The 24,764-nt window shown below is 64.5% G+C and carries 29 protein-coding genes and 1 tRNA gene; 11 read left to right on the plus strand and 19 right to left on the minus strand.

Annotated features, from left to right (window positions below; all coding sequences use genetic code 11):
- Together SZ55_RS13725 and SZ55_RS13730 are read left to right on the plus strand one after the other, a co-directional pair.
- Positions 1-831, plus strand: an 831-nt coding sequence (locus SZ55_RS13725) for an IS110 family transposase (protein ID WP_082078229.1), incomplete at its 5' end; no start/stop codon positions are given.
- Positions 832-896: 65 nt separating this feature from the next.
- Positions 897-1,079 (plus strand): hypothetical protein, encoded by a 183-nt coding sequence (locus tag SZ55_RS13730; protein WP_052807646.1) that lies wholly within the window; start codon positions 897-899, stop codon positions 1,077-1,079.
- A 167-nt stretch (positions 1,080-1,246) separates the two neighbouring features.
- Here the strand turns inward: SZ55_RS13730 and SZ55_RS13735 are convergent, their stop codons facing one another.
- The 12 genes from SZ55_RS13735 to SZ55_RS13790 all read right to left on the minus strand — a co-directional run bounded on the left by SZ55_RS13735 (position 1,247) and on the right by SZ55_RS13790 (position 9,770).
- Positions 1,247-1,537, minus strand: coding sequence for an Ada metal-binding domain-containing protein (locus SZ55_RS13735; protein ID WP_044406825.1), 291 nt, complete (start codon positions 1,535-1,537; stop codon positions 1,247-1,249).
- Positions 1,527-2,183 (minus strand): 2OG-Fe(II) oxygenase, encoded by a 657-nt coding sequence (locus SZ55_RS13740; protein ID WP_044406827.1) that lies wholly within the window; start codon positions 2,181-2,183, stop codon positions 1,527-1,529. The genes SZ55_RS13735 and SZ55_RS13740 overlap by 11 nt, the downstream gene beginning before the upstream one ends.
- Positions 2,159-3,280 carry a bifunctional DNA-binding transcriptional regulator/O6-methylguanine-DNA methyltransferase Ada gene (gene ada / locus SZ55_RS13745; RefSeq protein WP_044406829.1) on the minus strand — a complete coding sequence of 374 codons (1,122 nt, stop codon included), beginning with the start codon at positions 3,278-3,280 and terminating at the stop codon, positions 2,159-2,161. Before ada ends, SZ55_RS13740 begins: the two co-directional genes overlap by 25 nt.
- An 82-nt stretch (positions 3,281-3,362) precedes the next feature.
- Entirely contained in the window at positions 3,363-3,998 is a 636-nt protein-coding gene (locus SZ55_RS13750) for a DNA-3-methyladenine glycosylase family protein (RefSeq protein ID WP_044406831.1), read from the minus strand.
- A 2-nt stretch (positions 3,999-4,000) separates the two neighbouring features.
- A complete protein-coding gene (locus SZ55_RS13755; protein WP_044406834.1) occupies positions 4,001-4,552 on the minus strand; it encodes a methylated-DNA--[protein]-cysteine S-methyltransferase in 552 nt (183 codons plus the stop codon).
- Between the two features lie 44 nt (positions 4,553-4,596).
- Complete coding sequence (locus SZ55_RS13760) at positions 4,597-4,827, minus strand: hypothetical protein (RefSeq protein ID WP_044406836.1); 231 nt, start codon at positions 4,825-4,827, stop codon at positions 4,597-4,599.
- A 30-nt stretch (positions 4,828-4,857) separates the two neighbouring features.
- Positions 4,858-5,505 carry a DNA oxidative demethylase AlkB gene (gene alkB / locus SZ55_RS13765; protein WP_044406839.1) on the minus strand — a complete coding sequence of 216 codons (648 nt, stop codon included), beginning with the start codon at positions 5,503-5,505 and terminating at the stop codon, positions 4,858-4,860.
- A 9-nt stretch (positions 5,506-5,514) separates the two neighbouring features.
- Entirely contained in the window at positions 5,515-6,267 is a 753-nt protein-coding gene (locus tag SZ55_RS13770) for a 2OG-Fe(II) oxygenase (protein ID WP_044406842.1), read from the minus strand.
- Positions 6,264-7,277, minus strand: coding sequence for a LysR family transcriptional regulator (locus SZ55_RS13775; RefSeq protein ID WP_082078230.1), 1,014 nt, complete (start codon positions 7,275-7,277; stop codon positions 6,264-6,266). Before SZ55_RS13775 ends, SZ55_RS13770 begins: the two co-directional genes overlap by 4 nt.
- Positions 7,278-7,525: 248 nt before the next feature.
- Positions 7,526-8,827, minus strand: a complete 1,302-nt coding sequence (locus SZ55_RS13780) for an NAD(P)/FAD-dependent oxidoreductase (protein WP_044406844.1) — start codon at positions 8,825-8,827, stop codon at positions 7,526-7,528.
- 63 nt (positions 8,828-8,890) lie between these two features.
- Positions 8,891-9,064 (minus strand): DUF3094 family protein, encoded by a 174-nt coding sequence (locus tag SZ55_RS13785; protein WP_044406847.1) that lies wholly within the window; start codon positions 9,062-9,064, stop codon positions 8,891-8,893.
- A 79-nt stretch (positions 9,065-9,143) separates the two neighbouring features.
- On the minus strand, positions 9,144-9,770 hold the full coding sequence (locus SZ55_RS13790; protein WP_044406964.1) for a DUF1780 domain-containing protein: 627 nt from the start codon (positions 9,768-9,770) through the stop codon (positions 9,144-9,146).
- Between the two features lie 119 nt (positions 9,771-9,889).
- Between SZ55_RS13790 and SZ55_RS13795 the strand changes: the two genes are divergently transcribed.
- The 4 genes from SZ55_RS13795 (at position 9,890) to SZ55_RS13810 (ending at position 11,797) form a co-directional block, all read left to right on the plus strand.
- Entirely contained in the window at positions 9,890-10,315 is a 426-nt protein-coding gene (locus SZ55_RS13795) for a GNAT family N-acetyltransferase (RefSeq protein WP_044406849.1), read from the plus strand.
- Positions 10,312-10,788: a hypothetical protein gene (locus SZ55_RS13800; protein WP_052807598.1), complete on the plus strand. Its 477-nt coding sequence runs from the start codon at positions 10,312-10,314 to the stop codon at positions 10,786-10,788. The genes SZ55_RS13795 and SZ55_RS13800 overlap by 4 nt, the downstream gene beginning before the upstream one ends.
- Positions 10,785-11,471 (plus strand): energy-coupling factor ABC transporter permease, encoded by a 687-nt coding sequence (locus SZ55_RS13805; RefSeq protein WP_044406853.1) that lies wholly within the window; start codon positions 10,785-10,787, stop codon positions 11,469-11,471. Before SZ55_RS13800 ends, SZ55_RS13805 begins: the two co-directional genes overlap by 4 nt.
- Positions 11,472-11,581: 110 nt before the next feature.
- Positions 11,582-11,797: a hypothetical protein gene (locus tag SZ55_RS13810; RefSeq protein ID WP_044406854.1), complete on the plus strand. Its 216-nt coding sequence runs from the start codon at positions 11,582-11,584 to the stop codon at positions 11,795-11,797.
- Between the two features lie 12 nt (positions 11,798-11,809).
- On the opposite strand, the gene yacG is transcribed toward SZ55_RS13810, so the two are convergent.
- The 6 genes from yacG to SZ55_RS13840 all read right to left on the minus strand — a co-directional run bounded on the left by yacG (position 11,810) and on the right by SZ55_RS13840 (position 16,940).
- The gene (gene yacG, locus SZ55_RS13815; RefSeq protein WP_044406857.1) at positions 11,810-12,007 is read right to left on the minus strand and encodes a DNA gyrase inhibitor YacG; all 198 of its coding nucleotides are present in this window, start codon (positions 12,005-12,007) and stop codon (positions 11,810-11,812) included.
- Entirely contained in the window at positions 12,004-12,615 is a 612-nt protein-coding gene (gene coaE / locus SZ55_RS13820; RefSeq protein WP_044406860.1) for a dephospho-CoA kinase, read from the minus strand. The genes yacG and coaE overlap by 4 nt, the downstream gene beginning before the upstream one ends.
- On the minus strand, positions 12,612-13,484 hold the full coding sequence (locus SZ55_RS13825; protein ID WP_044406863.1) for a prepilin peptidase: 873 nt from the start codon (positions 13,482-13,484) through the stop codon (positions 12,612-12,614). The genes coaE and SZ55_RS13825 overlap by 4 nt, the downstream gene beginning before the upstream one ends.
- The gene (locus SZ55_RS13830; protein ID WP_044406868.1) at positions 13,485-14,705 is read right to left on the minus strand and encodes a type II secretion system F family protein; all 1,221 of its coding nucleotides are present in this window, start codon (positions 14,703-14,705) and stop codon (positions 13,485-13,487) included.
- 3 nt (positions 14,706-14,708) lie between these two features.
- Positions 14,709-16,412 carry a type IV-A pilus assembly ATPase PilB gene (gene pilB, locus SZ55_RS13835; protein ID WP_044406870.1) on the minus strand — a complete coding sequence of 568 codons (1,704 nt, stop codon included), beginning with the start codon at positions 16,410-16,412 and terminating at the stop codon, positions 14,709-14,711.
- 108 nt (positions 16,413-16,520) lie between these two features.
- The gene (locus SZ55_RS13840) at positions 16,521-16,940 is read right to left on the minus strand and encodes a pilin (RefSeq protein ID WP_044406873.1); all 420 of its coding nucleotides are present in this window, start codon (positions 16,938-16,940) and stop codon (positions 16,521-16,523) included.
- A gap of 263 nt (positions 16,941-17,203) precedes the next feature.
- On the opposite strand from SZ55_RS13840, the gene SZ55_RS13845 reads away from it, so the two are divergent.
- Together SZ55_RS13845 and SZ55_RS13850 are read left to right on the plus strand one after the other, a co-directional pair.
- Positions 17,204-18,805, plus strand: coding sequence for a PglL family O-oligosaccharyltransferase (locus SZ55_RS13845; protein WP_160298839.1), 1,602 nt, complete (start codon positions 17,204-17,206; stop codon positions 18,803-18,805).
- A gap of 39 nt (positions 18,806-18,844) precedes the next feature.
- A tRNA-Thr gene (locus SZ55_RS13850) sits at positions 18,845-18,920 on the plus strand.
- A 54-nt stretch (positions 18,921-18,974) separates the two neighbouring features.
- On the opposite strand, the gene nadC is transcribed toward SZ55_RS13850, so the two are convergent.
- On the minus strand, positions 18,975-19,823 hold the full coding sequence (gene nadC, locus SZ55_RS13855) for a carboxylating nicotinate-nucleotide diphosphorylase (RefSeq protein ID WP_044406880.1): 849 nt from the start codon (positions 19,821-19,823) through the stop codon (positions 18,975-18,977).
- A 315-nt stretch (positions 19,824-20,138) separates the two neighbouring features.
- On the opposite strand from nadC, the gene SZ55_RS13860 reads away from it, so the two are divergent.
- The 3 genes from SZ55_RS13860 (at position 20,139) to ampE (ending at position 23,940) form a co-directional block, all read left to right on the plus strand.
- On the plus strand, positions 20,139-22,436 hold the full coding sequence (locus tag SZ55_RS13860) for a DUF1631 domain-containing protein (protein ID WP_044406883.1): 2,298 nt from the start codon (positions 20,139-20,141) through the stop codon (positions 22,434-22,436).
- A 107-nt stretch (positions 22,437-22,543) separates the two neighbouring features.
- Positions 22,544-23,107, plus strand: a complete 564-nt coding sequence (gene ampD / locus SZ55_RS13865) for a 1,6-anhydro-N-acetylmuramyl-L-alanine amidase AmpD (RefSeq protein WP_044406886.1) — start codon at positions 22,544-22,546, stop codon at positions 23,105-23,107.
- Positions 23,104-23,940: a regulatory signaling modulator protein AmpE gene (gene ampE, locus SZ55_RS13870; RefSeq protein ID WP_044406889.1), complete on the plus strand. Its 837-nt coding sequence runs from the start codon at positions 23,104-23,106 to the stop codon at positions 23,938-23,940. The genes ampD and ampE overlap by 4 nt, the downstream gene beginning before the upstream one ends.
- Positions 23,941-24,764 lie beyond the last annotated feature (824 nt).

A 24,764-nucleotide genomic window follows, 5' to 3' on the forward strand; every position in this document is an offset into this window, starting at 1 on the left:
CACAGCGAACCCGGAGCCTGGGTCGTGATGGAGGCCACCGGCATCCACCATGAAGCCCTGGCCGAATGGCTGCTGGAGCAAGGCTATCGGGTCTGTGTCCTCAACCCGGCGCAGATCGCCCACTACGCCCGCAGCCAGCTGCAGCGGGTGAAGACCGACAAGGTCGACGCCAAGCTGATCGCCGAATACGGCGAGCGCCACCAGGACGAGCTGCGCCCCTGGCAACCCGAGCCCCGTGCCGTAAAGCGCCTGAAGGCCCTGGTACGGCGCCTGGGGGATCTTCGCGAAATCGAACAGATGGAGCGCAACCGTCTGGAAGTGGCCGATGCCAGCGTGCAGGCCTCGATCCAGTCGGTTCTGGAACATGTCGGCCAGGAGATCGAAGAAACCCTCAAGGCGATCAACGACCACATCGACAACGACCCGGACCTGCGTGGAAAGCGCGACCTGCTGACCAGCATCGACGGAGTCGCCGACAAGACCGCCGCCCTGCTCCTGGCGGAACTGGGCGACCCACTGCGCTTTGCCAACAGCCGCGCCATCACCGCCTTTGCCGGGCTCAATCCACGGCTGCAGGAGTCCGGGAGCTACCGGGGGCAGACACGCATCTCCAAGATGGGCTCATCGCGCCTGAGGGCCGGCCTGTACATGCCCGCGATCAGCGCCCTGACCTACAACGAAGCGATCAGAGCCATGGGCGAACGGCTAAGGGAGCGGGGCAAGACCGGCAAGCAGATCGTCTGCGCAGCGATGCGCAAGTTGCTGAACATCGCCTATGGCGTGCTGAAATCGGGCCAGCCGTTTGACGCAAAACTGGCCCTTGCTCACTAGAAATCAAGACGGTATCTACGGGCATCTCCAAGATGGGCTCATCGCGCCTGAGGGCCGGCCTGTACATGCCCGCGATCAGCGCCCTGACCTACAACGAAGCGATCAGAGCCATGGGCGAACGGCTAAGGGAGCGGGGCAAGACCGGCAAGCAGATCGTCTGCGCAGCGATGCGCAAGTTGCTGAACATCGCCTATGGCGTGCTGAAATCGGGCCAGCCGTTTGACGCAAAACTGGCCCTTGCTCACTAGAAATCAAGACGGTATCTACGGGGGAGGCCCCGCCCGCCTGCGCATCCTTGTAGGAGCGAGCTCTGCTCGCGACGGCTGTTCAGGCTGGCTCCGTAGCCCGGACTTCAGTCCGGGTTCTGTGTCTGTGCTCCCCGGGCTGAAGCCCGGGCTACGAACTGAAGCTCACCCTACGGGAGAGGCGACAGCTCGCCGGCTTTCCACGCCCGGTACCGCTCGGGCATGCACACGGCGCAGGGCCGGTAGCCGGCGCTCAAGGCGGTGGCTTCGTCGAGGAAGAACACCCGCTGTACCACGTAGCCGCCGCGCGCCAGGGCCTGCAGGGCGCTGCGGCAATCCAGGCGGCCGTAGAGGCGGTTGCGGCGGTGCCCGCCGAGGGTGCCGGGCACCGGGCTGAGGCAGGGGCGGCCGTCGGCGCCGATCAGGCGCCAGGCCTTGGGTTCGCCTGCTTCAGCCGTCATGACGGCCCTGGAAGCTCACTTCCAGGCCAACCCGCACGCCGCTGCGCACCCGGCCGATGCCGTGGCGCAGCTGGGCGCCGTAGAGCTGCCCCTGGTTGTTGCGCACGGGGCGGCGCTGGTTGCACAGCAGCACGCCATCGCCACGGGCCAGGGGCACCACCCAGGGCCGCGACTGCATGCGCGGCCGCTGCTCGGTGAGTACCAGCTCGCCGCCGCTGAAGTCCTGTGGGTCGGAGAGCAGCACCAGCAGCCGCACCGGCAGCAGCGCCGGGTCCTCTTCGCCCGGGTGCAGGGTCATGAAGTCCTCAGGGCCGAGGCGGGTCAGGTGGGCGCAGTGAACCTGGCCGTGGGTGGCGTGCTGTTCGGGCTGGCCGAACGCCTGGCACCAGCGGTTGGCGATGGCGGCGAGCGGGGCGTGGAGGCTGTCCCAGTGGCCGTGGGGCAGGCCGGCGCGCACGCCTTCGCCCTGGCCCATGCCGAGGGTTTCCAGGCGCTCCCGCGGGCCCTGGGCCAGGCGTTCCCCCAGCAGCCGCGCGGCCTCGGGGTCGAGCAGGCCGGGCAGGGGCGCGTGGCCGTGTTCGTCCAGGGCCTGGGCGATGGCGGCCCAGTCCTCGGGCAGGTTCAGAGCGCAGGCTGTTTCAGGCATGGCGCTGTGCTCGTCGGGTGGCTGGGCTGGCTTTCACGTTGCAGCAGTTCGCGCTTGCGCTCGACGCCCCAGCGGTAGCCGGAGAGGTCGCCGTTGCGGCGCACCACGCGGTGGCAGGGGATGGCCACGGCAATGTGGTTGGCGCCACAGGCCTGAGCCACGGCCCGTACGGCCTTGGGCGCGCCGATGCGTTCGGCGATCTCGGTGTAGCTGGCGGTGGCCCCCGGCGGGATTTCCCGCAGGGCCTGCCAGACCCGTTGCTGGAAGGCGGTGCCGCGCACGTCCAGCGGCAGGTCGAGCCCCAGGGACGGGGCTTCGACGAAGCCCACCACCTGGGCCACCAGGCGTTCGAAGTCGGCATCGCCGCCCACCAGCTGGGCCTTGGGGAACTGGTCCTGCAGGTCGCGGACCAGGGCGTCCGGGTCGTCGCCCAGGAGGATCGCGCAGACGCCCCGCTGGCTCTGGGCAACCAGGATGGAGCCGAGGGAGCACTGGCCGACGGCGAAGTGGATGGAGGCACCGGTGCCGCCGTCGCGGTAGTCGCTGGCGCGCATGCCCAGCAATTGGTCGGCGGTTTCGTAGAAGCGGCTGTTGGAGTTGAAGCCGGCGCCGTAGATGGCGTCGGTCACCGTGGTGCCCTGTTCGCTCAGTTCCCGGCGCAGGCGCTGGGCGCGGTAGGCCGAGGCGTAGGCCTTGGGGGTGAGCCCGGTCTCGGTCTTGAACAGCCGGTGGAAGTGCGAGGGGCTCATGCCGGCGCATTCCGCCAGCTGGTGCAGGTTGGGCGGCGAGTCGGCGGCCTCGATGGCGCGGCAGGCCTCGGCGATCACGGCGGTGCGGTGGGCGGCGGCGGCGGTGCGGTCGCCGGCCTGGCGGCGGCTGGCGCGGTAGCCGGCGGCTTCGGCGGCCTCGGGGGTGTCGAAGAACTCGACGTTGCGGCGATTGGGCAGGCGCGCGGAGGAGCTGGGGCGGCAGTACACGCCTGTGGTTCGCACGGCGTAGACGAACTGGCCGTCGGCGGCCGGGTCGCGTGCCTGGACGGCGGCCCAGCGCTGGTCATCCGTGAGGTAGCGCGGGGCGGTGGGAAGGGTCCTGCTCATGGCATTCATCCAAAAGGGCCTGTTGACGGTTGCAGGTTAACGGGGTTGGTGGCGGTGAGAACTCCGGTTCTTGCGATCGAATTCACGCTGTGGGCGGCATCCTCCACAGGTACCAGGCGGCGACGGTGCGCCAGGGGCTCCAGGCCTGGCCGAGCTGGCGCATGCGGGCGGCGCTGGGGGCTTGGTCCAGGCCTTTGAGGCGGCGGTAGCCCTCGCGCACGCCGAAGTCGTCGGCGGGGAGGATGTCGCGGCGCTCAAGGGTATAGATGAGGAACATCTCCACCGTCCAGCGCCCGACGCCGTGCAGGGGCGTGAGGCGCGCCAGCAGGGCGTCGTCATCCAGGGTGAGGGCTTCGTCGCGGCCGGGTACCTGGCCGTCGACGGTGGCCTGGGCGATGCCCTGCAGGGTCTGCAGCTTGCGTGCGGAGAAGCCGCAGGCGCGCAGCCGCTCGGGTTCGGTGGCCAGCAGTTCACTCGGGGTGGGGAAGCGCCCGCCGGGGTACAGCGCCAGCAGCCGGGCGAGGATGGCGTCGCCCGCGCGGGCATGCAGCTGCTGGTAGGCCACGGCGCGAACCAGGGCCTCGTAGGGTTCGCGCTGGGGGTGGGGCTGGTGCCGGCAGGGGCCGATGGCGTCGATGTGCCGCGCCCAGTCGGCGTCCTGGGCGGCGAGGAAGCGGCTGGCATCGGTGAAGGCCGGCGGGGTCAGCGTCAGCGCCATGCTCAGAACCCCGGCAGGCTGGCGGTACGCGGCGTGGCGGCAAGGGGCCGCAGGGCGCGCTCGTGCTCCAGCAGCCAGTGCTTGCGCTCCAGGCCCCAGGCGTAGCCGCGCAGCTCGCCGTTGCTGGCCACCACCCGGTGGCAGGGGATCAGCACGGCGATGGGGTTGGCGGCGTTGGCGGCACCCACTTCGATGGCGGCGCGTGGGTCGTTCAGCCCCAGCTGGCGGGCGACTTCGCCGTAGCTGCGGGTGCTGCCGGGCGGGATCTGCCCCAGGGCGTCCCAGACCTTGCGCTGGAAGGGCGTGCCGTCGGGCTCCAGCACCAGGCAGTCGATGGCGCCCAGGTCGCCCTGGAAGTAGCCGCGCAGGGCGTCGGCGATCCCGTGCGGCAGCGGGGTGTCCTGCAGGCGGTAGTCACCGAAGCGCTGGCGCAGGTTGCGCAGCAGCGCCAGGCGGTAGTCGCCGAAGCCGAGGGCGCGGATGCGCTGTTCGGTGTCGGTGACTACCAGCAGGGTGCCCAGCGGGGACTCGAGGGCGCTCAGCAACAGGTTCATGGGGTGGTTCTCCTTGTCATGGACGGCGTTCCTTGTGGCGGGGTTCAGCGCAGCCGGACCACGCCGTGGCGTTGCAAGAGGTAGACCTCGCCGCTGGCGAGGTGCAGTTCGGTCCGCCCCGTTTCGTGGGTGCGCCACCAGGCCTGGCGGGCATCCACCATGGCCTGGAAGGCATCCAGCACCTGGCGCTTGGCCTGTTCCGCCGCGTCGTGGGCCGCTGGCGGTTCGCCGAGGTGGGCGGCCGCTGCGGCGGGAATGTCGGTGAGGTCGGGCACGAAGGGGCTCTCGTGGCTGGCACGGCGGCGTCAGCCGGCGCGGCGGAAGGTGAAGTTCAGGCGCTGCTCGCCCAGGCTCGGGTGCGGCGGCCCCTTGAGCGGGGCCACGCCGTGAAAACGCAGGCGGTCCTGGCCACCCCACACGGCCACGTCGCCGTGATGCAGGAGGAAGCGCCGGACCGGGTCGTTGCGGCTCTGACCGCCGAACAGGAAGGTGGCGCTCATGCCGAGGGAGACGGACACCACGGGGGCGTCGAAGCCGCGTTCGTTGCGGTCCTGGTGCAGGCTCAGGCGGGCGCCGGGCTGGTAGCGGTTGAGCAGGCAGGCGTCGGCGTCGAAACCCGGGAAGCCGGCGGCTTCGGCCGCCTGGCGGGCCAGTTGGCGGAAGCGCTCCGGCATGGCCGGCCAGGGGGCGCCGCTGTCCGGGTCGGTGGCGCTGTAGCGGTAGCCGCGGCGGTCGGTGGTCCAGCCCAGGGCGCCGCAGTTGGTCAGCGCGACGGACATGCGGAAGCCGCCGGGGGTGAGCATGTGGCGGAACGGCGCCTGGGCCTGCAGCTGGAGGATCTGCCGCAGCAGTTCGTCGGCCTGGTCCAGGGCGAAGCCGCGCAGGATCACGGCCTGCTCGGCCATGGCTTCGCGCTGGCCGCTGGCGTGGGTGGCGAAGAGGTCGGGGGTCATCGGCGCTCCTCAGGTGGCGTCATGGAAGATCAGCCCAAGGGTGTGGCGCTGGCCGCTGCGCACCAGGCTGACACCGTGGCGCATGGCGGCGCGGCGGAAGCCGCTGCGCTTGCCGGGTACGGGGCGCAGGTCCACCGGGAAGATCACCGCGTCGCCCTGGCGCAGGGGCACCACGTCGGCCCGCTGGGTGCCGGCCAGGTGCTCGGTGAGGACGAACTCGCCGCCGGTGAAGTCGCGCCCGGGCTCGGAGAGCAGGACGGCGATCTGCAGCGGGAAGTTGTGCTCGCCGTAGAGGTCCTGGTGCAGGCGGTTGTAGTCGCCCGCTCCGTAGCGCAGCAGCAGCGGGGTGGGGCGTGTCTGCCCGGCCCGGTGGCAGCGCATGAGGAAGGCATCCAGGGTCTCGGGGTAGCGCGTCTCCAGGCCGAGGCGGGCCTGCCAGCGGTTGGCGATCCGTGCCAGCGGCGGGAACAGCCGGTGGCGCAGGGTCGTGAGCAGGGCGGGCAGGGGGTAGGCGAAGTACTTGTACTCGCCCTGGCCGAAGCTGTGCCGGGCCATGACGATGCGCGAGCGGAAGGTGCGTGCGTCCGGGTAGAGCGCGGCCAGGTGGGCGCAGGTGTCGGCGTCCAGCAGCTGCTCGATGCAGGCGTGGCCGTGGCGCTCCAGCTGCGCTTCCAGTTGGGGCCAGTCCAGGGCATCGAGCCGGTCGAGGAGGGCGGTGGGGGTGAGGTCCGGCGCCGCCGGGCACGAGAGCACGGCACTCATGATACGGACAGGCTGCCGTGGGCCTGGGGCAGGCCCATGGGGCGCAGGCGGGTGAGCGGTGCCAGGGGCCGCAGGCTGTCGAACAGGCCTTGTGGGCTGGGCTCTTCGGTGCGTCGGCAGGTCTGCGCGACCCGTTCGAGGAAGCGCGAGAGGTGGGCGCTGGGTTCGCCTGCCGGGCGCAGCAGGTAGGTGGTGAGTTCGGAGTCGGGCAGCGACAGGGCGCGGGTTACGATCTCGCTGCCGGCCAGGTCGCTGCGCTCGGTGCCGCTCACCAGGGCGACGCCATAGCCGGCGGCGACCAGGGCCTGCATGGTCTCGCGGGAGATGTACTGCTCGGCGATGTCGAGGCGGGCGGCTTCGTCTTCGCTGAGGTGGGCCCGGAGCAGCCGGCTGATCTGCTGGAACTGCCCTTCGTGGACTTCGCTGTGGCTGAGGATGAGCGGGTGGCGGACCAGCTCCTGCAGCGGGATGCGCCGGTGCGAGAGCAGCGGGTGGCGAGCGGGCAGGGCGGCGACCAGTGGGTCGCTCCAGACGGGCTGGGCCTGCAGGCCGCTGCCGGCAGCGTCGATGCGGGCGAAGCCGAGGTCGTAGTGGTGTTCCAGCAGGCCTTTCACCTGCTGGGCGTAGCTGACCTCGAACAGGCGGATGCCCAGTTCCGGCTCCTCCTGCCGGCAGCGGGCGAGCAGGTCGGCCAGGCGATTCGGGGCGATGCCGTCGGACACGGCGATGCGCAGGGTGCCGCGAAAGCCGAGGGCGACGCCGCGCATGTCCATGCGGGCCTGTTCGAGGGCGGCGAAGATGCGCTTGGCGTTATCGAGGAACACGCTGCCGGCCCAGGTGAGCTGCACACCCCGGGGGTTGCGCTCGAACAGCTGGATGCCGAGCTCGGACTCCAGTTCCTTGATGGCCCGGGACAGCGGGGATTGCTCGATGTGGAGGCGGGCGGCGGCGCGGGTGAAGTTCAGTTCCTCGGCCACGGCGAGAAAATAGCGAAGATGACGTAGCTCCATGTGTGTTTCGTCTCCTGTCTGTCATCGACTCTGCGTTCTTCAGGGCTGGGTGCGGGGCGTTCTCCCGGGTTACTGCGAATGAGGGGGCACGCCGGGCCAGGCCATGCCTGGGCCCCGGGTGGCCGTTGCGCGGGGCGCACGGGCCGACGCGCCCACTATCGGGGGACAGTGGGACGTTGGCACTCCGTTTCTTGCGCTTGAATTTGCGGGCCGGATGGCCGGGCCTAGAGCGCCCGGCCGGCTTCTTTCTAGTGCAGCTTGAGGCGGGGGTCGGTGCTGCGGCCGATGCGGTCGCTGAGCATCAGCAGGAAGGTGCGGAAGGCGCCGTACAGGGCCATCTGGTGCATGCGGTAGAGGGAGATGTAGAACATCCGCGCCAGCCAGCCTTCCAGCTTCACGCTGCCCATGAGGTTGCCCATCAGGTTGCCGACGGCGCTGAAGCTGGAAAGGGAGATCAGCGAGCCGTAGTCCTGGTAGCGGTACTCGGGCAGGGTGTGCTGGCCGGCGATCCGCGCCTTGAGCGATTTCACCAGCAGGGAGGCCTGCTGGTGAGCGGCCTGGGCGCGGGGCGGGACGTTGCGCTCGCTGCCGTCGCCCAGGGGGCAGGCGGCGCAGTCGCCGAAGGCGAAGATGTCGGCATCCCGGGTGGTCTGCAGGGTGGGGGTGACCACCAGCTGGTTGATGCGGTTGCTTTCCAGGCCGTCGAGGTCCTTGAGGAAGGCCGGGGCGCGGATGCCGGCGGCCCAGACCTTGAGGCTGGCGGGAATCTTCTCGCCCTGGGCGGTGAGCAGGCCGTCGGCGGTGACTTCCTTGACGGCGGCGCCGGTCATGACGCGCACGCCGAGCCCTTCCAGGGTGCGGTGCACCGGGGCGCTGATGCGCTCGGGCAGGGCGGGCAGTACCCGCGGGCCGGCTTCGATCAGGGTGATGCGCATGTTCTCCGGCTGGATGCTGTCCAGGCCGTAGGCCGCCAGTTCGTGGGCGGCGTGGTGCAGTTCGGCGGCCAGTTCGACGCCGGTGGCACCGGCGCCGACGATGGCGACGCTGATCTGGTCGTCGTCACCGTCGCGGGCGTGGGCGCGCAGGTAGTGGCTGAGCATCTGCCGGTGGAAGCGCTCGGCCTGCTCGCGGGTGTCGAGGAAGATGCAGTGGCGGGCGGCGCCCTCGGTGCCGAAGTCGTTGGTGGTGCTGCCGACAGCGATCACCAGGGTGTCGTAGGCCACTTCGCGGGCGGGCACCAGTTCGCGGCCTTCCTCGTCGAGGGTGGCGGCCAGCTGGATGGCCTTGCGGCTGCGGTCCAGCCCGCTCATGCGGCCGAGCTGGAACTCGAAGTGGTTCCATTTGGCCTGGGCGACGTAGTTCAGCTCGTTCTCGGTGGAGTTGAGCGAGCCCGCCGCGACTTCGTGCAGCAGCGGTTTCCAGATGTGGGTGAGGTTGGCGTCGGCCAGGATGATCTTCGCCTGGCCGCGTTTGCCGAGGGTTCTACCCAGGCGGGTGGCAAGCTCCAAGCCGCCGGCGCCGCCGCCGACGATCACGATGCGATGGGTCATGGGGATTTCTCACAAGGCTATAAGAATTCTTTTCGTGGGCGCCTTCGTGGCGCTTGGCGCGGCTCACAGGACGAGTCGCGCGAGGAGGCGGCTGAGCAGGCCCAGGCCGATGACGAGTGCCAGGAGGATGAGCAGGAGCCGCCAGGGCTTGAACGGCTGGCGTTCGACCTGGTGCTGGGGGAGGCTCAGGTACTGCTCGACCTTCTGCTGGTCGTCGGGTGTCAGGCGGCTGGGCATGGCGTGCCTCGACGGGGAAATATGACGTGCATTCTAGACGTGCCTTCCGGCGGCGCTCAATGCGCGTTTGCGTGAGCGGTCACAGGCCGATGCCAAGGTCGAAGAGCACGGTCCGCCCGAGGTTGGCACGGAGGAACTCCGGGGCACCCGGCTGGGCGAAAAGCACACGAGCGTAGGTGGGGCCCACCACGGACAGCGAGCGCCAGCCCTGCAGGAGGAATTCGGTCGGTGGCGGGAACGGGCTGTTGAAGTCGGGGCGCACGCGTTTGAGGCTGACGAAGGCGAGCAGGTCGAGCTCGGCCGGGTCCAGGCCGCGTTCGCGGTAGTTGTGGGCCTTCTTGCGCAGCGTGGGGGCGAGCGTCGCCTGCAGCTCCTTCATGGCGATGCGCTTGGGGCGCGTCTCCCGGCGCAGCAATTGGCTGAGGGAGGATGCGCTGCGGCGGCGCTCCAGTTCGGCGCGCCACTCGTCGTTGAGGCGGCGGCCTTCGTCGAGCACGAAGAAGACCTCGAAGTTGGCCTCGCGGAACTCCACGTCGGGGGGCTCGGCGCCGGTGCTGAAATCTTCCAGCCGATAGGGCTGGTTGAGCGCCTGCAGCAGGCGCTGGCAGACCCAGCGTTCGCGCTCCCACTTGCGCGCGTTGGAGAGGAATTCATTGGCCTGCTCGGCCTGGCGGGTGAGCAGGCGCAGGTAGTCGGATTCGTCCATGGCCGGAGAGTAGGGGGCGAGGGCGGTCGGCTGCAAGCCGCCGCCAGGTGTGGCATTGCGCTGCGATGTGGCGGCCGGCGCCTTGGTATAGACTCTGCTGCGTTTGCCGGATGCCCGCCATGCACCTTCGCCCTGTCACCTCTGATGACCACGCCCAACTGATCGCCCTCTGGCAGCGTACGCCGGGGCTGCGCCTGCGCGAGGACGATGCTCATGCGCCGTTCTGCGCCTACCTGGCGCGAAACCCGGGGCTCAGCCTGCTGGTGGAGCGCGAGGGCCAGGTGGTGGCCTCGCTGATGGCCGGGCATGACGGCCGCCGCGGCTACTTGCAGCACCTGGTGGTGGATGTGCCGCTGCGTGGGCAGGGCCTGGCGCGGCGGTTGCTGGATGCGGTGCTGCAGCGGCTGGCGGCCGAGGGCATCGGCAAGTCCCATGTATTCGTCCTGCGGGACGCGCCCGAGGCGCTGGCGTTCTGGTCCGCCCAGGCGGACTGGTCCCGGCGCGGGGATATCGCGGTTTTTTCCACGAACGGAGTGACACGATGAAACGGCTCTCTTTGGCGCTGCTGCTGGCTCTGCTGGCCGGTGGTGCGCAGGCGCTGGAACAGGGTGAGCGCCTGGCGCCCTGGACCCTGCTGGACCAGTACGAGAAACCCTACAGCCTGGACAACCAGCTGGGGCTGCTGCTGGTGGCGCGCGACATGGATGGGGCGAAGCTGGTGAAGGCGGCTCTGGACGGCAAGCCGAAGGACTTCCTCGAGCAGCGCCATGCGGTGTTCGTGGCAGACATCAGCCGCATGCCGTCGGTGATTTCCAAGCTGTTCGCCGTGCCGGCGATGCAGGACTACAACTACCGCGTGCTGCTGGACCGCGAGTCCCGCGTGGCGCCGCGCTACGAGGCCCCCGAGGGCCAGGTGCTGGTGCTGACCCTGCGTGACGGCGTGCTGCAGGGGCAGAAGGCCTTTGCGTCGGCCGAGTCGCTGCGCGCGGCGCTGGACGCGGTGCCGCCGGCGCCGTGATTGCCGCCGAGCTGCTGTCCGACACCAGCCTGGGGCTGGGCTGGGCGATCTACGTCCCGGCCCTGGCCTGGGCGGTGATGCGCGCGCCGTGGCTGGAGTTGTTCAGCGACTTCCGGCGCCAGCACCTGCTGTTCGGCACGGTGCTGGCGCTGTTCCTGTTGTGGATGGTGCGGCGGGACTTCGACTCCGGGGTCTCCTATCACTTCATCGGCATGACGGCGGTGACGCTGCTGCTGGACTGGCCCCTGGCGGTGCTGGGCGGCCTCGTTGCACAGCTCGGCTTGCTGGCGCTGGGGCGCCAGGACGTTGCGGCGATGGGCATCAACGGGGCGCTGCTGGTGCTGCTGCCGGTCCTGGTGACGGAGCTGTGCGCGAAGTGGGTGGAGCACTTCCAGCCGCGCAACCTGTTCGTCTACATCTTCTGCTGCGGGTTCTTTCCCGCGGCGCTGGCGGCTCTGCTCTGCACCCTGGTGGGGCTGGGGCTGCTGTTCATCGATGGCATCTTCCCGATGCCGCCCTGGCTGGAGGACTTCGTCGGCTACCTGTGGCTGGTGATGTTCCCGGAGGCCTTCATCAACGGTACGGCGGTGACCGCGCTGGTGGTGTTCTGCCCCGAGTGGCTGGAGACCTTCAACCGCACGCGCTACCTGCAGGCGCCCTGGAAGGACGACGACAAGAGCTGAATGGCGCTGGATTCACTGCCCCGATGATCGGCGCCGATTGACGCCGATCAAGGTCGGGCGACCTGGCGCGCGCGGATGATCCCCCGGTCACTTCGAACGAGGATGCAACCATGGGTGTTCACGATTGGGCGCGTGCCGCGCTGGCGCAGCTGCTGGAGCAGGGCGGGGGTGAGGGCTTCGACGAGGCGCTGGCCTTGCGGGCGCTGCTGAGTGCGGTGGTGGAGCGCAGCAAGGGCGTGCGCTCACAGGAGGACCTGGCGGCGGAGCTGATGTTCCTGGCGGACAACCTGGATGACGGGCGGGACTACGCCTTCATGCGCCCCTGAGGGCGCATGGGATCAGTGGCGATCAGGGAGGTCACCGGAGAACAGCTCGTCCTCGAGGTTGTCACCGGGGATGGCGTGCTCTTCGGCGGCCCAGGCGCCCAGGTCGATCAGCTTGCAGCGGTGGGAGCAGAAGGGCCGGTTGGGGCTTTGCGGGCCCCATTCGACAGGGGCTCCGCAGGTAGGGCATTCAACGGTCATGGGTTGGCTCATGGCTGGCCTCCTCGCAGTGTCAGATAGAAGGCGTGCAGTCGTTCGACTTCGGTGCGCATCCAGGCCAGGTCCCGGTCATTCAGCAGCACGTCGTGGGCGGCAGCCAGGCGCTTGTCCCGGTCGGCCTGGGCCTTGAGGATGGCCTGGACCTGTTCCTCGGAGACGCCATCGCGGGCCATGGTGCGCTGCACTTGCAGGGCCTCGGGGACGTCCACCACCAGCACGCGCTGGGTCATGCGGTGCTGCCCGGACTCGACGAGCAGCGGGGAAACCAGGATGGCGTAGGGGGACTTGGCCTCCGCCAGGTTGCTGGCGATCTCCTGGTTGATCAGCGGATGCAGCAGGTTTTCCAGCCAGCGGCGTTCCTCCGGGTGCTGGAAGATGTGCTGGCGCAGGGCGGCGCGGTCGAGCTGCCCGTCGGCCAGGAGGACGCCTTCGCCGAAATGCTCGGCGATGCGAGCCAGGGCAGGGCGGCCGGGTTCCACCACCCAGCGGGCGGCGTGATCGGCATCCACCATGTGGACGCCCAGGGCGTTGAAATGAGCGGCAGCGGCACTCTTGCCGCTGCCGATGCCGCCTGTGAGGCCAAGAATCCAGGGTGAGGTCATTTGAAACCGGCGAACTGCAGATAGGTCCCGGTTATTTGATCACCCCAGAGCAATGCGATCCAGCCGGCAATCGCCAGGTAGGGGCCGAAGGGAATGGGCGTGCCGCTGTCAGCATTGCGCAGCTTGAGGATGATGATCCCCAGTACCGCACCGACCAGGGACGAAAGCAGGATGGTCAGCGGCAGCACCTGCCAGCCACCCCAGGCGCCGAGCATGGCCAGCAGCTTGAAGTCGCCATAGCCCATGCCCTCCTTGCCGGTCACCAGCTTGAACACCCAGTACACGCTCCACAGGCTCAGGTAGCCGCCCACCGCGCCCCAGAGGGCATCCTCCAGCCCGGTGAACAGGCCCTGGCTGTTGACGATCAGCCCAAGCCAGAGCAGCGGCAACACCAGGGAGTCGGGGAGCAGCTGGTGGTCGATGTCGATCATGCTCATCGCCAGCAAACCCCAGGTCAGCACCAGGAAGGCACCCGCCTGCCAGGTGAAACCGAAGTGCCAGGCGACGTAGGCGGAAAGCAGCCCGCAGGCCAGTTCCACCAGCGGGTAGCGCTTCTTGATCGGTGCCTTGCACGACGAACACTTGCCGCCCAGGGCCAGCCAGCTCACCACCGGGATGTTCTCCCAGGCCTTGATCTCGTGCTGGCAATGGGGGCAGCGGGAGTTCGGCAGAACCAGGTTGAACGTCTCGCCCGGCGGCTCCGGCGGTAACTCCAGGGCCTCGCGGGCTTGGACTTTCCAATCGCGGAACATCATCACCGGCAAGCGGTAAATGACCACGTTGAGGAAACTGCCGACCAAGAGGCCGAGGAGGAATACACAGAAAACAAAGGCCGGCAAGTTGCCGGCCAGAAAGTCGAGAACGGTCACTTAGCCTACTACCGAGCCGAGCGTGAAGATGGGGAGGTACATCGCGATAATAAGACCGCCAACCAATACACCGAGTACAGCCATGATCATCGGCTCCATCAGGGTAGTCAGGTTGTCCACTGCATTGTCCACTTCTTCTTCGTAAAAGGACGCGACCTTATCAAGCATAGTGTCCAGCGCACCGGACTCTTCACCAATAGCTGTCATCTGGATAGCCATGGAGGGGAACACGCCGGTGGTTCGCATGGAGAAGTTCAACTGCATACCCGTTGATACGTCTTGCTTGATCTTGCCGACTGCATTCTTGAATACGACGTTGCCAGTGGCGCCTGAAACAGAGTCCAGAGCATCTACCAAGGGAACGCCTGCTGCGAACGTAGTGGAAAGTGTACGCGCATAGCGCGCGACGGCAGACTTGTAGACGATATCTCCGATAATCGGGAGCTTAAGGACGCCTCTGTCTACCGAGTCACGGAATTTTTGTGATCGCTTATAGAGTTGGCCAATCCCGAATATTGCGCTGAAGGTTAGTATGAGAACTACAAACCACCATTTTTGGAGCATCTCAGAAAGGTTGACGACCATCTGGGTAAAAGCTGGGAGCTCCGCGCCGAAACCGGAAAAAACGTCCTTGAACTGAGGGACTACTTTAATCAGCAGGATGGCTGAAACAATGACTGCTACAACTAAAACAGCAATCGGGTAAGTCATTGCTTTTTTAATTTTTGCTTTTAGTTGTTCGGTCTTTTCTTTGTAAGTTGCCACTCTGTCTAATAGTGTTTCCAGTGCGCCTGACTGCTCTCCAGAGTCTACTAGGTTACAATAAAGTTCATCGAAATAAATCGGTTTTTTGCGAAGGGAATTAGCAAAGCTATTTCCAGCTGCTACCTCTTGCTTCACTTCATCTACCAATTTGCGCATGTTTTGGTTTTCGAGGCCTTCGCCAATGATGTCGAAGCTTTGAAGAAGCGGCACGCCAGCCTTCATCATCGTCGCCATCTGGCGAGTAAATAGCGCAATATCCAGTGGTTTGATTTTCTTGCCGGCACTGAATAAAGAGACTGTTTTTTTTCGTACTTTGAGCGGATTAATACCCTGCTTACGTAGCTGAGCTTTGACTAGTGAAGGGTTTACACCGCTGATTTCACCTGTGACCTTGGTGCCTTTTCTGTCGGTGCCTTCCCATTTGAAGACGCTTGTTTTTAATGCTTTTTCCGCCATGGATTAGTCCTTGGTCACGCGGTTGACTTCCTCGAGGCTGGTTACGCCTTGCATGGCTTTCAGCAGACCCGAAGCGCGCAGATCATTGAAGCCATCTATACGCATTTGTGCTGCGATATCGATGGAGTTTCCTTCTTCCATGATAATACGCTGCAGGGCCGGAGTGTTTTTAACCACTTCATAAATACCGACCCTTCCCTTGTATCCACCCTTGCAGTTTTCGCATCCGATAGGGCCGAATATCTTGAAGGTACCGATCTTGTCTTCGGGAAATCCCTCCCTCAGCAAGGTTTCTCGCGGAACATCGACCTCCTTCTTGCAGGCGCTGCAGAGCTTCCGTGCAAGACGCTGAGCAATAATCAAATTGACTGAAGTTGCAATATTGAAGGCCGGCACACCCATGTTGCGCAGACGCGTCAAGGTTTCTGCGGCGCTGTTAGTGTGCAATGTAGACATTACCATGTGCCCGGTTTGGGCGGCCTTGATTGCGATCTCAGCCGTCTCTAGGTCGCGAATCTCACCCACCATGATTACGTCTGGATCTTGGCGAAGGAAGGCGCGGAGTGCTTGTGCGAAGTCCATGCCTTGACGCGGGTTGACGTTGACTTGGTTGATGCCTTCCAGATTGATTTCTACCGGATCCTCTGCTGTGGAAATATTGATATCTACCGTGTTGAGGATGTTTAGGCCGGTGTAGAGTGAAACGGTTTTGCCTGAGCCTGTAGGGCCCGTGACCAAAATCATACCCTGAGGCTGCTTCAGGGCATTCAGATAGAGTTCTTTTTGCTCTTCTTCATAGCCTAGGGCGTCAATACCCATCTGAGCGCTGGATGGGTCAAGGATACGCATCACGATCTTCTCGCCCCAGAGGGTGGGAAGCGTATTAACGCGGAAGTCGATGGCTTTGGACTTGGATATCTTCATTTTGATCCGGCCGTCCTGGGGTTTTCGACGTTCGGATATGTCCAGTGCGGCCATAACTTTAAGGCGTGCTGAGATACGGCTGGCTAGTTGTATGGGGGGGCGAGCTACCTCATGTAGAATTCCGTCTGTACGAAACCTGACTCGGTAAGTTCGCTCATAAGGTTCAAAGTGGAGGTCTGACGCCCCTCCTTTTATAGCGTCAAGAAGCATTTTGTTTACAAAGCGGACAACGGGAGCATCGTCAGCTTCAGTATTTGCTCCATTATCCTGCTTGGCATCGTCAACTGCTTCAATGTCGACGCCATCTAGGTCTACGTCACCAAGGTCTTCCATTGCGGAGACGGTGCTTTCAAAATACTTTTCAATAGCATCGCCAAGTTTATCATCCTCAACGAGGATGCTTTCCGTTGTTAGTCCAGTGCTAAACTGAATATCAGTTACTGCTTGGTGGTTAGTCGGATCAGATACTGCAATGAAGAGCTTATTGCCCCGGCGCCAAAGAGGGAGGGCACGATGCTGGCGAATCAGCTTTTCAGTTACTAAATCCTTAGGGAGCCCCTCCCTTTCTGATGCGCTTAGGTCGTAGAGGGCTACTCCGAATTGCTCGGCTGCTAATTCTGCAATTACGCGGCTTTTCACCAGTCGATTTTGGACTAGGTAAGATACCAGTGGAACTTTATTGCGGGCGCACTGCTGAAGTGCTTGGATGGCGTTTTTCTCATCTATGATCCCTGCGGAAACCATTTGCTTGGCAAGGCCTGATAGATTTACATTTTCACTCATGTCTGCTTCGCCGAGTCATGGGGCAACGGATGTTATAGCCTATTTACTTCCTCAGTGATGGAAAAAATGAAGGCGCCGTCAGGCGCCTTCATCTGTCAGACGAGCCTATCAGCTGCAGTTGCGAGGCTTGAATTCATCGGCCAGTTTATTAGTCTTGCAGGTCCAGACCCCGTTGGCATCACGGCTCAGGGTGATGGTGGCGCCTTTGGTTTTGGGGCCTGAATTTTTGAAGGTGAAGACCAGGTCGCCAGAACCATCATCATTGAATTTCGGATCGGAAATATCACCCAGCGGGCTTGCAGTAGTGCCGCTTCCGAGGCGGGCCAGAGTGACGGAGGCACCGCCTGCACCCTGAGCAAACGCGTCTTCCACACCCGTCTTCAGCGGCGCGATCGCAGCCAGGCCGGTAGCGGTTTCCGAGCGCGCGATGTAATTCTGATAGGCCGGGATAGCAATGGCAGCCAGGATGCCGATGATCGCAACGACGATCATCAGTTCGATCAAGGTAAAGCCTTTTTGAGCTTTCATTCATGTTCTCCAAGGGTAAATGTTTACGACTGCTCAGGCAGCTGCCATTCTTGCAAGCAAGAGCCTTGCCAACTTTTAAATTCCTGAGATTGCCTGGTTCAGAGCTTGAAAGTCGTGCAGGGGCTGACAAAAAACGTCAATGAGTGCCAAGAATGTCTGATGCGAATGTAAGGCCTGCAGTCGCCTTCCTGCTGCTACTGCTTGCGGTTTCTTTCAGCAACCCAATGCACCTTTACCCCCTTCCTAATTACATAGAGGAGCTCATGAGTTCCTTCGCAGTGACGGGGGCTGTCGTCGCCATGCTCTGGCGCGTTCAAACGTTAAGGTTTTCGGTAGGTACGTTTATCTGGCTCGGGCTTGGCGTTCTTTTCCTGTTCTCCGTGCTCTTTCACCCCGCTGCCTTTCAGGCGGGCAAGGCCGCTTATCTTGTCTACTGGCTTATGGGGTGGATGGCGATCCTGATCGGCGAGCAGGTTGATTGGGAGGGCTATGACATTGTTGATTGGATTGCCCGGATATTTTGCTGGTGCGCATTGGTAGGGGTGGTTGTAGGTTGGGCCCGTCATCTCGATCTACTGGGGGCTTGGGCGGCTTTCATACCCCATGTGGTATCGAGTCGGATGGTCGGGCTGATAGGTCACGCCAATTTCTTTGCTTATCTTTGTCTCCTTGGTTTTTTCTGTGGTGCTTGGTGCTGGCATCGTAGAAAGGTAGTAACCCCTTGGTTTTTGATCGTTGGGTTGCTGATGCTCTCGGGGCTTGTTCTTTCCGGTGCGCGCTCTGCTTTGGTGGCTTGGCTGGCCTTGGTCGTGGTGTTGTGGCTGCGTGATCGGCAAGCCAGTCGCTATCGGTTTGCCTTGTCAATAGGGTTGGTTATAGCGCTGTGCATAGCGCCTTTCGGTGGCAGCATCGCGGCCTGGCTGTCGCAATTCGGATCACCGGCACTGGAAGATGGTCGCTTGTCTGTCATTGGATCGAGAGGGCTTGACAGTTCTGGGCGCATACTGGAATGGAAAGTTGCCCTTGCCGTCCTGGCCGATCATCCTTGGTTTGGTGTCGGCATAGGCAATTATGCAGGTGAGGCCTATTCAGAGCATATTCGCCAAGGAATTGCCTCGCCTCAGGGGCTTTTTGTTCACTCACACAACTCAATCCTTCAGCTTGCGACAGAGCTGGGTGTCATGGGGGGGCTGTGGTGTGTGCTTGTTGTCGCTGCATTGTGTTTCTCTGGCTGGAGGGCGCTTCAGTCCGAGAGTAAACAATTGCCGATATCCATATTGTCCGTCTTTTGTATCTACAGCCTCTTCGAGTTCCCTCTTTGGACCATGCATTTTTTGGTGCTGAACCTGCTTTTGGTGGGATGCCTTTCAAGGCCTGTCGTTTTGTTGCCGTTGAAGCTGGGCAAAATTCTCGCATCTGTCATCGGTGCCGCCTTGCTGATGGTGATGGTCATCTACGTTCCGCTGGTTGAACGTTTTTACTGGTCCTTTAAGCAGTACATAGTCAGAGCGCCTGTTGATGCCAATGAATACACCTTCATGAATGCCATGATCCGTGATCCTTTGATGGAGCCGGCGGGCTATTTGATCTACTTCGCCAACTTCCAGTTGTCACTAAAGACGCTGCAACAGGAGCGGGACGTTCTTGAGCGCTTTCAGCGCTTCCTGCCTTACGCACCCTTGATGGCTCGTTTGGCGTGTGTCCAGGTCGCCATGGGTGATGTCGAGGAAGGTCGGAAGACCGCCGAGGATGCTCGCTTGTATTACGGCGCGCTTGCTGAGCAGCAGCTGTTAGCAGCGAAAGCAGATGCTGAGCGGGTATTCCCTGAAATTGATTTTTCTGTTCTTTCCGTACCGCAAGGCTGATTGCCTGCCCCGCTGCTGAATGCTAAATTCCGCCCCGCCGCCGGAATAGCTCAGTAGGTAGAGCAGCGCACTCGTAACGCGAAGGTCGCAGGTTCGATTCCTGTTTCCGGCACCAGCTCAACAAAAAGCCCCGCAATCGCGGGGCTTTTTGCTTTCTGGCGGTTCGCCCTCAGAGGCTGAGCCGCATGGACAGGTCCACCGCCCGGACATCCTTGGTCAGGGTGCCGATGGAGATGTAGTCGACCCCCGTCTCGGCGATGGTGCGCAGTGTGGTGTCGTTGATGCCGCCGGAGGCTTCCAGCTTGGCGCGGCCGGCGGTGAGGGTGACGGCGGTGCGCATGTCGTCGAGGCTCAGCTCGTCCAGCATGATGATGTCGGCACCGGCATCCAGCGCCTGTTGCAGTTCGTCCAGGTTTTCCACCTCCACTTCAACCGGCTTGCCGGGTGCGATGCGGTGGGCGGCGTTGATGGCCTGGGTGATTCCGCCGCAGGCGGCGATGTGGTTTTCCTTGATCAGGAAGGCGTCGTACAGGCCGATCCGATGGTTGTGGCCGCCGCCGCAGGTGACGGCGTACTTCTGCGCAAGGCGCAGGCCGGGCAGGGTCTTGCGGGTGTCCAGCAGCTTCACCGAGGTGCCTTTCACCAGCTCCACATAATGAGCGACGCGGGTGGCGACGCCGGAGAGGCATTGGAGGAAGTTCAGTGCGCTGCGTTCGCCGCTGAGCAATGCCCGCGCCGGGCCTTCCAGATGGAAGAGGGCCTGGTTGGGCTGGACGCGATCACCGTCCGCCACCTGCCAATGCACGGCCACGCGAGGGTCGAGTTGGCGGAACACCGCGTCGACCCACGCGGTCCCAGCAATCACAGCGGCTTCGCGGGTGATCACCGTGGCATGGGCGAGGCGTTCCTCGGGGATGAGCTGTGCGGTGATGTCGCCGCTGCCGATGTCCTCGGTCAGCGCGCGTCGTACGTTGGCTTCGATTTCCGCGCTCAGGTCGGCAAGGGTCAGGTTGGGCATGGGAGGCTCCGCTGCGAGATGGCGCGATTATAGAGGCCGGCGGACCGCCGGTGCAGCGGCGGTGGTAACGGTCGCTGGCTTTCTGCTAGATATTCAGAACGGCACCGGCTGTCAGCCGCGTGCCTACAAGGGTTGGGTTCTGTGTGACATGCGTCATAACTGCAGGAAGTGTCCCCTTGGTTGCGGAACGAGTATCCCTATAATGAGTCTGAATTTCTCTATTTGACGCCAGAGGCTTGACGTTGAAGTGATCCTTCGACGTAGCTGAGCAGTCCGAATCCCCTGTCCCAGGTGGTCGGCTGCGGGAGACTCGCTATGCAGACCGACGCGAACGTGGTGCCTCTCAAGGGCGCCTCCGAGCAAACGCCAACTTCGCCGGTAGGAAGGCTGCCCGTGGCACTCATCCAGGTGCGCGACAAGGCTGCACAACAGCTCAAGCAAGCGCTGCAGGCGCTGTTCGACAACGCGGACGACACTCTCTTCCAGATGGCCGACCGCGCGACCAGCAATGCCGAGCAGAATGCATTCTTCGAAGCCATGCGCGACCTGCGTCTCAAGCGCAAGAGCATCGAGCGTGGCTTCCTGCAAAAGGTCTTCGAGACCTTCTCCAACCTCAACCAGTACGAGATCGGCCGCGCGCCGCAGCTCGACGCGGTGTCGTTCGAGAGCCTGAGCCTGGTCCAGAACGACGACCTCGAAGAGTCCGTCGCCCAGGACACCATGGTGTCCAAGGTGATGAGCCGTGACGCTGTCGCCCTCGGCCACCTCACCACCCGCATCAATACCCTCGTCAGCAAGAAGATCGACGACCGCACCAACCCGCTCGGTCCGCGCGCCCTGTGCGAGGCCTTCCTCGACGCCTGCCGCGGCCTAGGCGTTGAGATCAAGGTCAAGCTGATCATCTTCAAGCTGTTTGACAAGTACGTGTTGACCGAACTGGACCAGCTCTACGCCGAAGCCAACCAGTTGCTGATCACCGCCGGCGTGTTGCCGGAGCTGAAGTCCGCGCCACCGGCCCGCCGTCCCCAAGGCCGCACCCCTGGCGCTGCGCGTTCCGCTGCTGCTGGCGGGGATGCCGCCGGTGTCGTCGCCGACATGGCCAGCGAAGAGGTCCAGGAAGTCTTCGGCGCCCTGCAGGCCCTGCTCTCCGAAGTGCGTGGCAGCGGGCTGCCCCGCCGTGAGGTGCCGGCCGATGCCGTGCCCATCACCAGCAACGACCTCATGCGCCTGCTGTCGCACCTGCAGCAGCACCTGTCCGCCCAGAAGGTGGACGACATCGACGTCCGCTTCCAGCTGGACAGCCTGCTCACCCGCGCCAGCGCCAAGAGCGGCCGTTCCCGCGTAGTCGGTCAGGTGGATGACGACGTCATCAACCTGGTGTCGATGCTCTTCGAATTCATCCTCGACGACCGCTCCCTGCCGGATTCGCTCAAGGCCCTCATCGGCCGCCTGCAGATCCCGATGCTCAAGGTCGCCGTGCTGGACAAGACCTTCTTCAGCCGCGGCAGCCACCCAGCGCGCCGCCTGCTCAACGAGATCGCCTCGGCCGCCATGGGCTGGAGCGAGCAGGACGACCTCCAGCGCGACGTGCTCTACCAGCGCATCGAACAGGTGGTGCTGCGCCTGCTGAACGATTTCGTCGACGATCCGGGCATCTTCTCCGACCTGCTGTCCGACTTCCTCGCCTACACCGGCGACGAGCGCCGCCGCAGCGAGTTGCTGGAACAGCGCACCCGTGACGCCGAAGAAGGCCGCGCCAAGGCCGAGCTGGCTCGCCAGCAGGTGGAGCAGGCCCTCAACGAGCGCCTGCTGGGCCGTACCCTGCCCGAAGTGGTGGTGCGCCTGCTGCAGGAAGCCTGGAGCAAGGTGATGCTGCTCACCTGCCTCAAGCACGGTGCCGAGTCCGAAGAATGGCGTGCCACCCTGGCCACCATGGACGACCTGATCTGGAGCGTGGAGCCCCACGAGGCGCCCGAGGCCCGCATGCGCCTGCTGGAACTGGTGCCCGGCCTGCTCAAGTCGCTGCGCGAAGGGCTGACCAGCGCCGCCTTCGACCCGTTCTCCACCAGCGAATTCTTCAGCCAGCTGGAATCCCTGCATGTCCAGGCCTTCCAGCGCTTCAAACGCCCCGAGCCGGAGCCGGTGGTGGCCGACGTCGCCGAACCCGATGCGCCGATAGCCGCAGATGCCGCCCTGGTCGTGGACCTGCCCGAACTGGAGCTGGAAGCCGCTGCAGAAGCGCCGGCCATGGTCGAGGTGGTGGAAGAGATCATCCTGCTGGCGCCCGGCGAAAGCCGCGCGCCCGAGCCGGAAGCCTCGCTGCCCGAGGGCGACGAGGCCTTGGACCAGGTGGACAACCTGCGTGTCGGCAGTTGGGTCGAGTTCCAGGAAGACGAGGACCACAAGGTCCGCTGCAAGCTGGCGGCGATCATCAAGCCCACCGGCAAGTACATCTTCGTCAACCGCACCGGCATGAAGGTGCTGGAGAAGACCCGCATGGGCCTGGCCGTGGAGTTCCGCCGTGGCGCCATCCGCCTGCTGGACGACGCCCTGCTGTTCGACCGGGCCCTGGAGTCGGTGATCGGCAACCTGCGCAAGCTCAAGGGCGCCTGATCCAAGCGCTTCACCCAGGACGCCCGGCCCCGGCCGGGCGTCTGCGTTTCCGGGCCTTGGCCCGGGCAGCAGGCTGCTCTAGAGTGTCGGCGGATCAAGGAGCCGCCATGCAACCGGACATCGCCACCGGCTGGTGTGAAGACGCCCGCCACTGCCCCTCGCCCAACTTCAATGCCCGTCCGTACGGGGAAATCTCCCTGCTGGTCATTCACAACATCAGCCTGCCCCCGGGCCAGTTCGGCACCGGCAAGGTGGTGGAGTTCTTCCAGAACCGCCTGGACGCCGACGAGCATCCCTACTTCGCCGGCATCGCCGACATGCAGGTGTCCGCACACTTCCTCATCGAGCGCGACGGCCGGGTGACCCAGTTCGTCTCCTGCCTCGACCGCGCCTGGCACGCCGGCAAGTCCTCTTTCGAAGGTCGCGAGAACTGCAACGACTTTTCCCTGGGTATCGAACTGGAAGGCACCGACGACCTGCCCTACAGCGATGCCCAGTACGACGCCCTGGGCCGACTGGCCCGTGGTTTGCTGCGTGCCTACCCCGCCATAACCCCCGAGCGGGTCTGCGGCCACAGCGACATCGCCCCCGTGCGCAAGACAGACCCAGGGCCCGCTTTCGACTGGGCGCGGTTGCGCGCCAGCCTGCTGCATAAGGAGATGACCCCATGAGCTTCCTGGTACTGCTGCTGGTGCTGTGGATCGAGAAACTCTCCAACTGGCGCCAGCGCCTGCAACGGGACAGTGCCTGGCTGCGGCAGCTGGATGGCGCCGCCGCCAGCCGCCCCCTGGCGGGGCGGCCCTGGCTGGCGCTGGGGATCTGGGTGGTGCTGCCGCTGGTGGCGCTGGCCCTGGTGCTGACCTTGCTGCAGCCCCTGGCCTATGGCTGGCTGGCCCTTCCGGTGCACCTGCTGGTGGTGGTGTTCGCCCTTGGTCGTGGCGATGTCCAGGCCGACCTCGGCTCCTTCCGCGACGCCTGGCGCCGGGGCGATACCCAGGGTGCCCTGCATGTCGCCGAGCGCGACCTGGGCCTGCGGGTGGAGGAGGGCGACGACCTGCTGATGCGGGTGCAGGAGTACCTGGTCTGGCAGGCCTACCAGAGCTTCTTCGCGGTGATCTTCTGGTACTTCCTGCTGGGCCCGGTGGCGGCCCTGGCCTACCGCCTGCTGGCCTTGGCCGAGGTGCGCGCCGCGTCCCCCGCCATCCGCGAGCAGGCCCGACAGGTGCGGCATGCCTTCGACTGGGTACCGGTGCGGGTACTGGCGGCCAGCTTCTCCCTGGTGGGCAACTTCGTCGCCGTCAGCCGCGTACTGCTGCATGAGCTGCTCAACTGGGAGATGCCCGCCGAGCGTTTCGTGGTGATCGCCGGGCGTGCCGCCGGCGAACTGCCCGAGTCCAGCGCGGGCGAGGAGGGCGTGGCCAGCCTGGACGCCCTGTGGCACCTGCTGGTCCGTTCCGCCGTGCTCTGGTACGCGGGTTTCGCCCTGTGGACGCTGTTCTTCTGACGGCGCCTTTCGCGTTGATCTGTAGCCGTTCTTAACCTTAAGTTACAGAAACCCTCGCCGATATCGGGTACACAGGGCCTGCGTCGAGTGAGGGTCTTTTGTGATATCCGTCACTTTTATCGCCGGGCATAGGACGCCCTGATCGGTCTGCCGCAGGTCGGGCGATAGGGGACGGCATGCTGTCACCGTGCCATCCTGATTCCGTCCAAGACGCCGCATAACAATAAATAAGCAAGCCAGGAGACGTCGTGTGAAGACTCTGCTGTATCCGGCCATCGCGCTGATGAATCGCCTCAGCTTCGGCATGAAGTTCAGTCTGATCAGCGTACTGTTCTTCCTGCCGATGATCGTCACCAACTACTTTCTCGTTCGCGAGTCCTACGAGCAGTTCGTCAGCACCCGCAACGAACTGCAGAGCCTGGACCTGCTGCACGCCAGCCAGGGCCTGCGGCGCAACCTGGAAAGCCTCAACGACCTGGTGCTGATCAACTCCCTGATCGGCCAGTCCGGCCAGGCGGGCGACCTCGACAGCCGCGTCACCCGCGTGGAACAGGACGTGCTCGCGGCCCTCAAGGCGCTGCAGCCGGTCACCACCGACGCCGAGCAGGTCACCGAGTTCAACGCCAAGCGCGACGAAATGCTCAATGCCCTCCAGGCCGCGCAGAAGGAAACCTCCCTGCAGAGCAAGAGCGCGATGATCGAGAAGCTCCTCGGCAATGCCCAGGTCTTCATCAAGCTGGTCGCCAGCCAGGCCGGCCTCAGCCAGGACAGCCAGCGCGATGTGCGCCAGGTGGCCGAACTGATCACCAGCGTTACCCCCGATG

Origin of the sequence: Pseudomonas sp. FeS53a, from assembly GCF_000931385.1 — a bacterium.
GTDB classification, from domain to species: Bacteria; Pseudomonadota; Gammaproteobacteria; order Pseudomonadales; family Pseudomonadaceae; genus Metapseudomonas; species Metapseudomonas otitidis.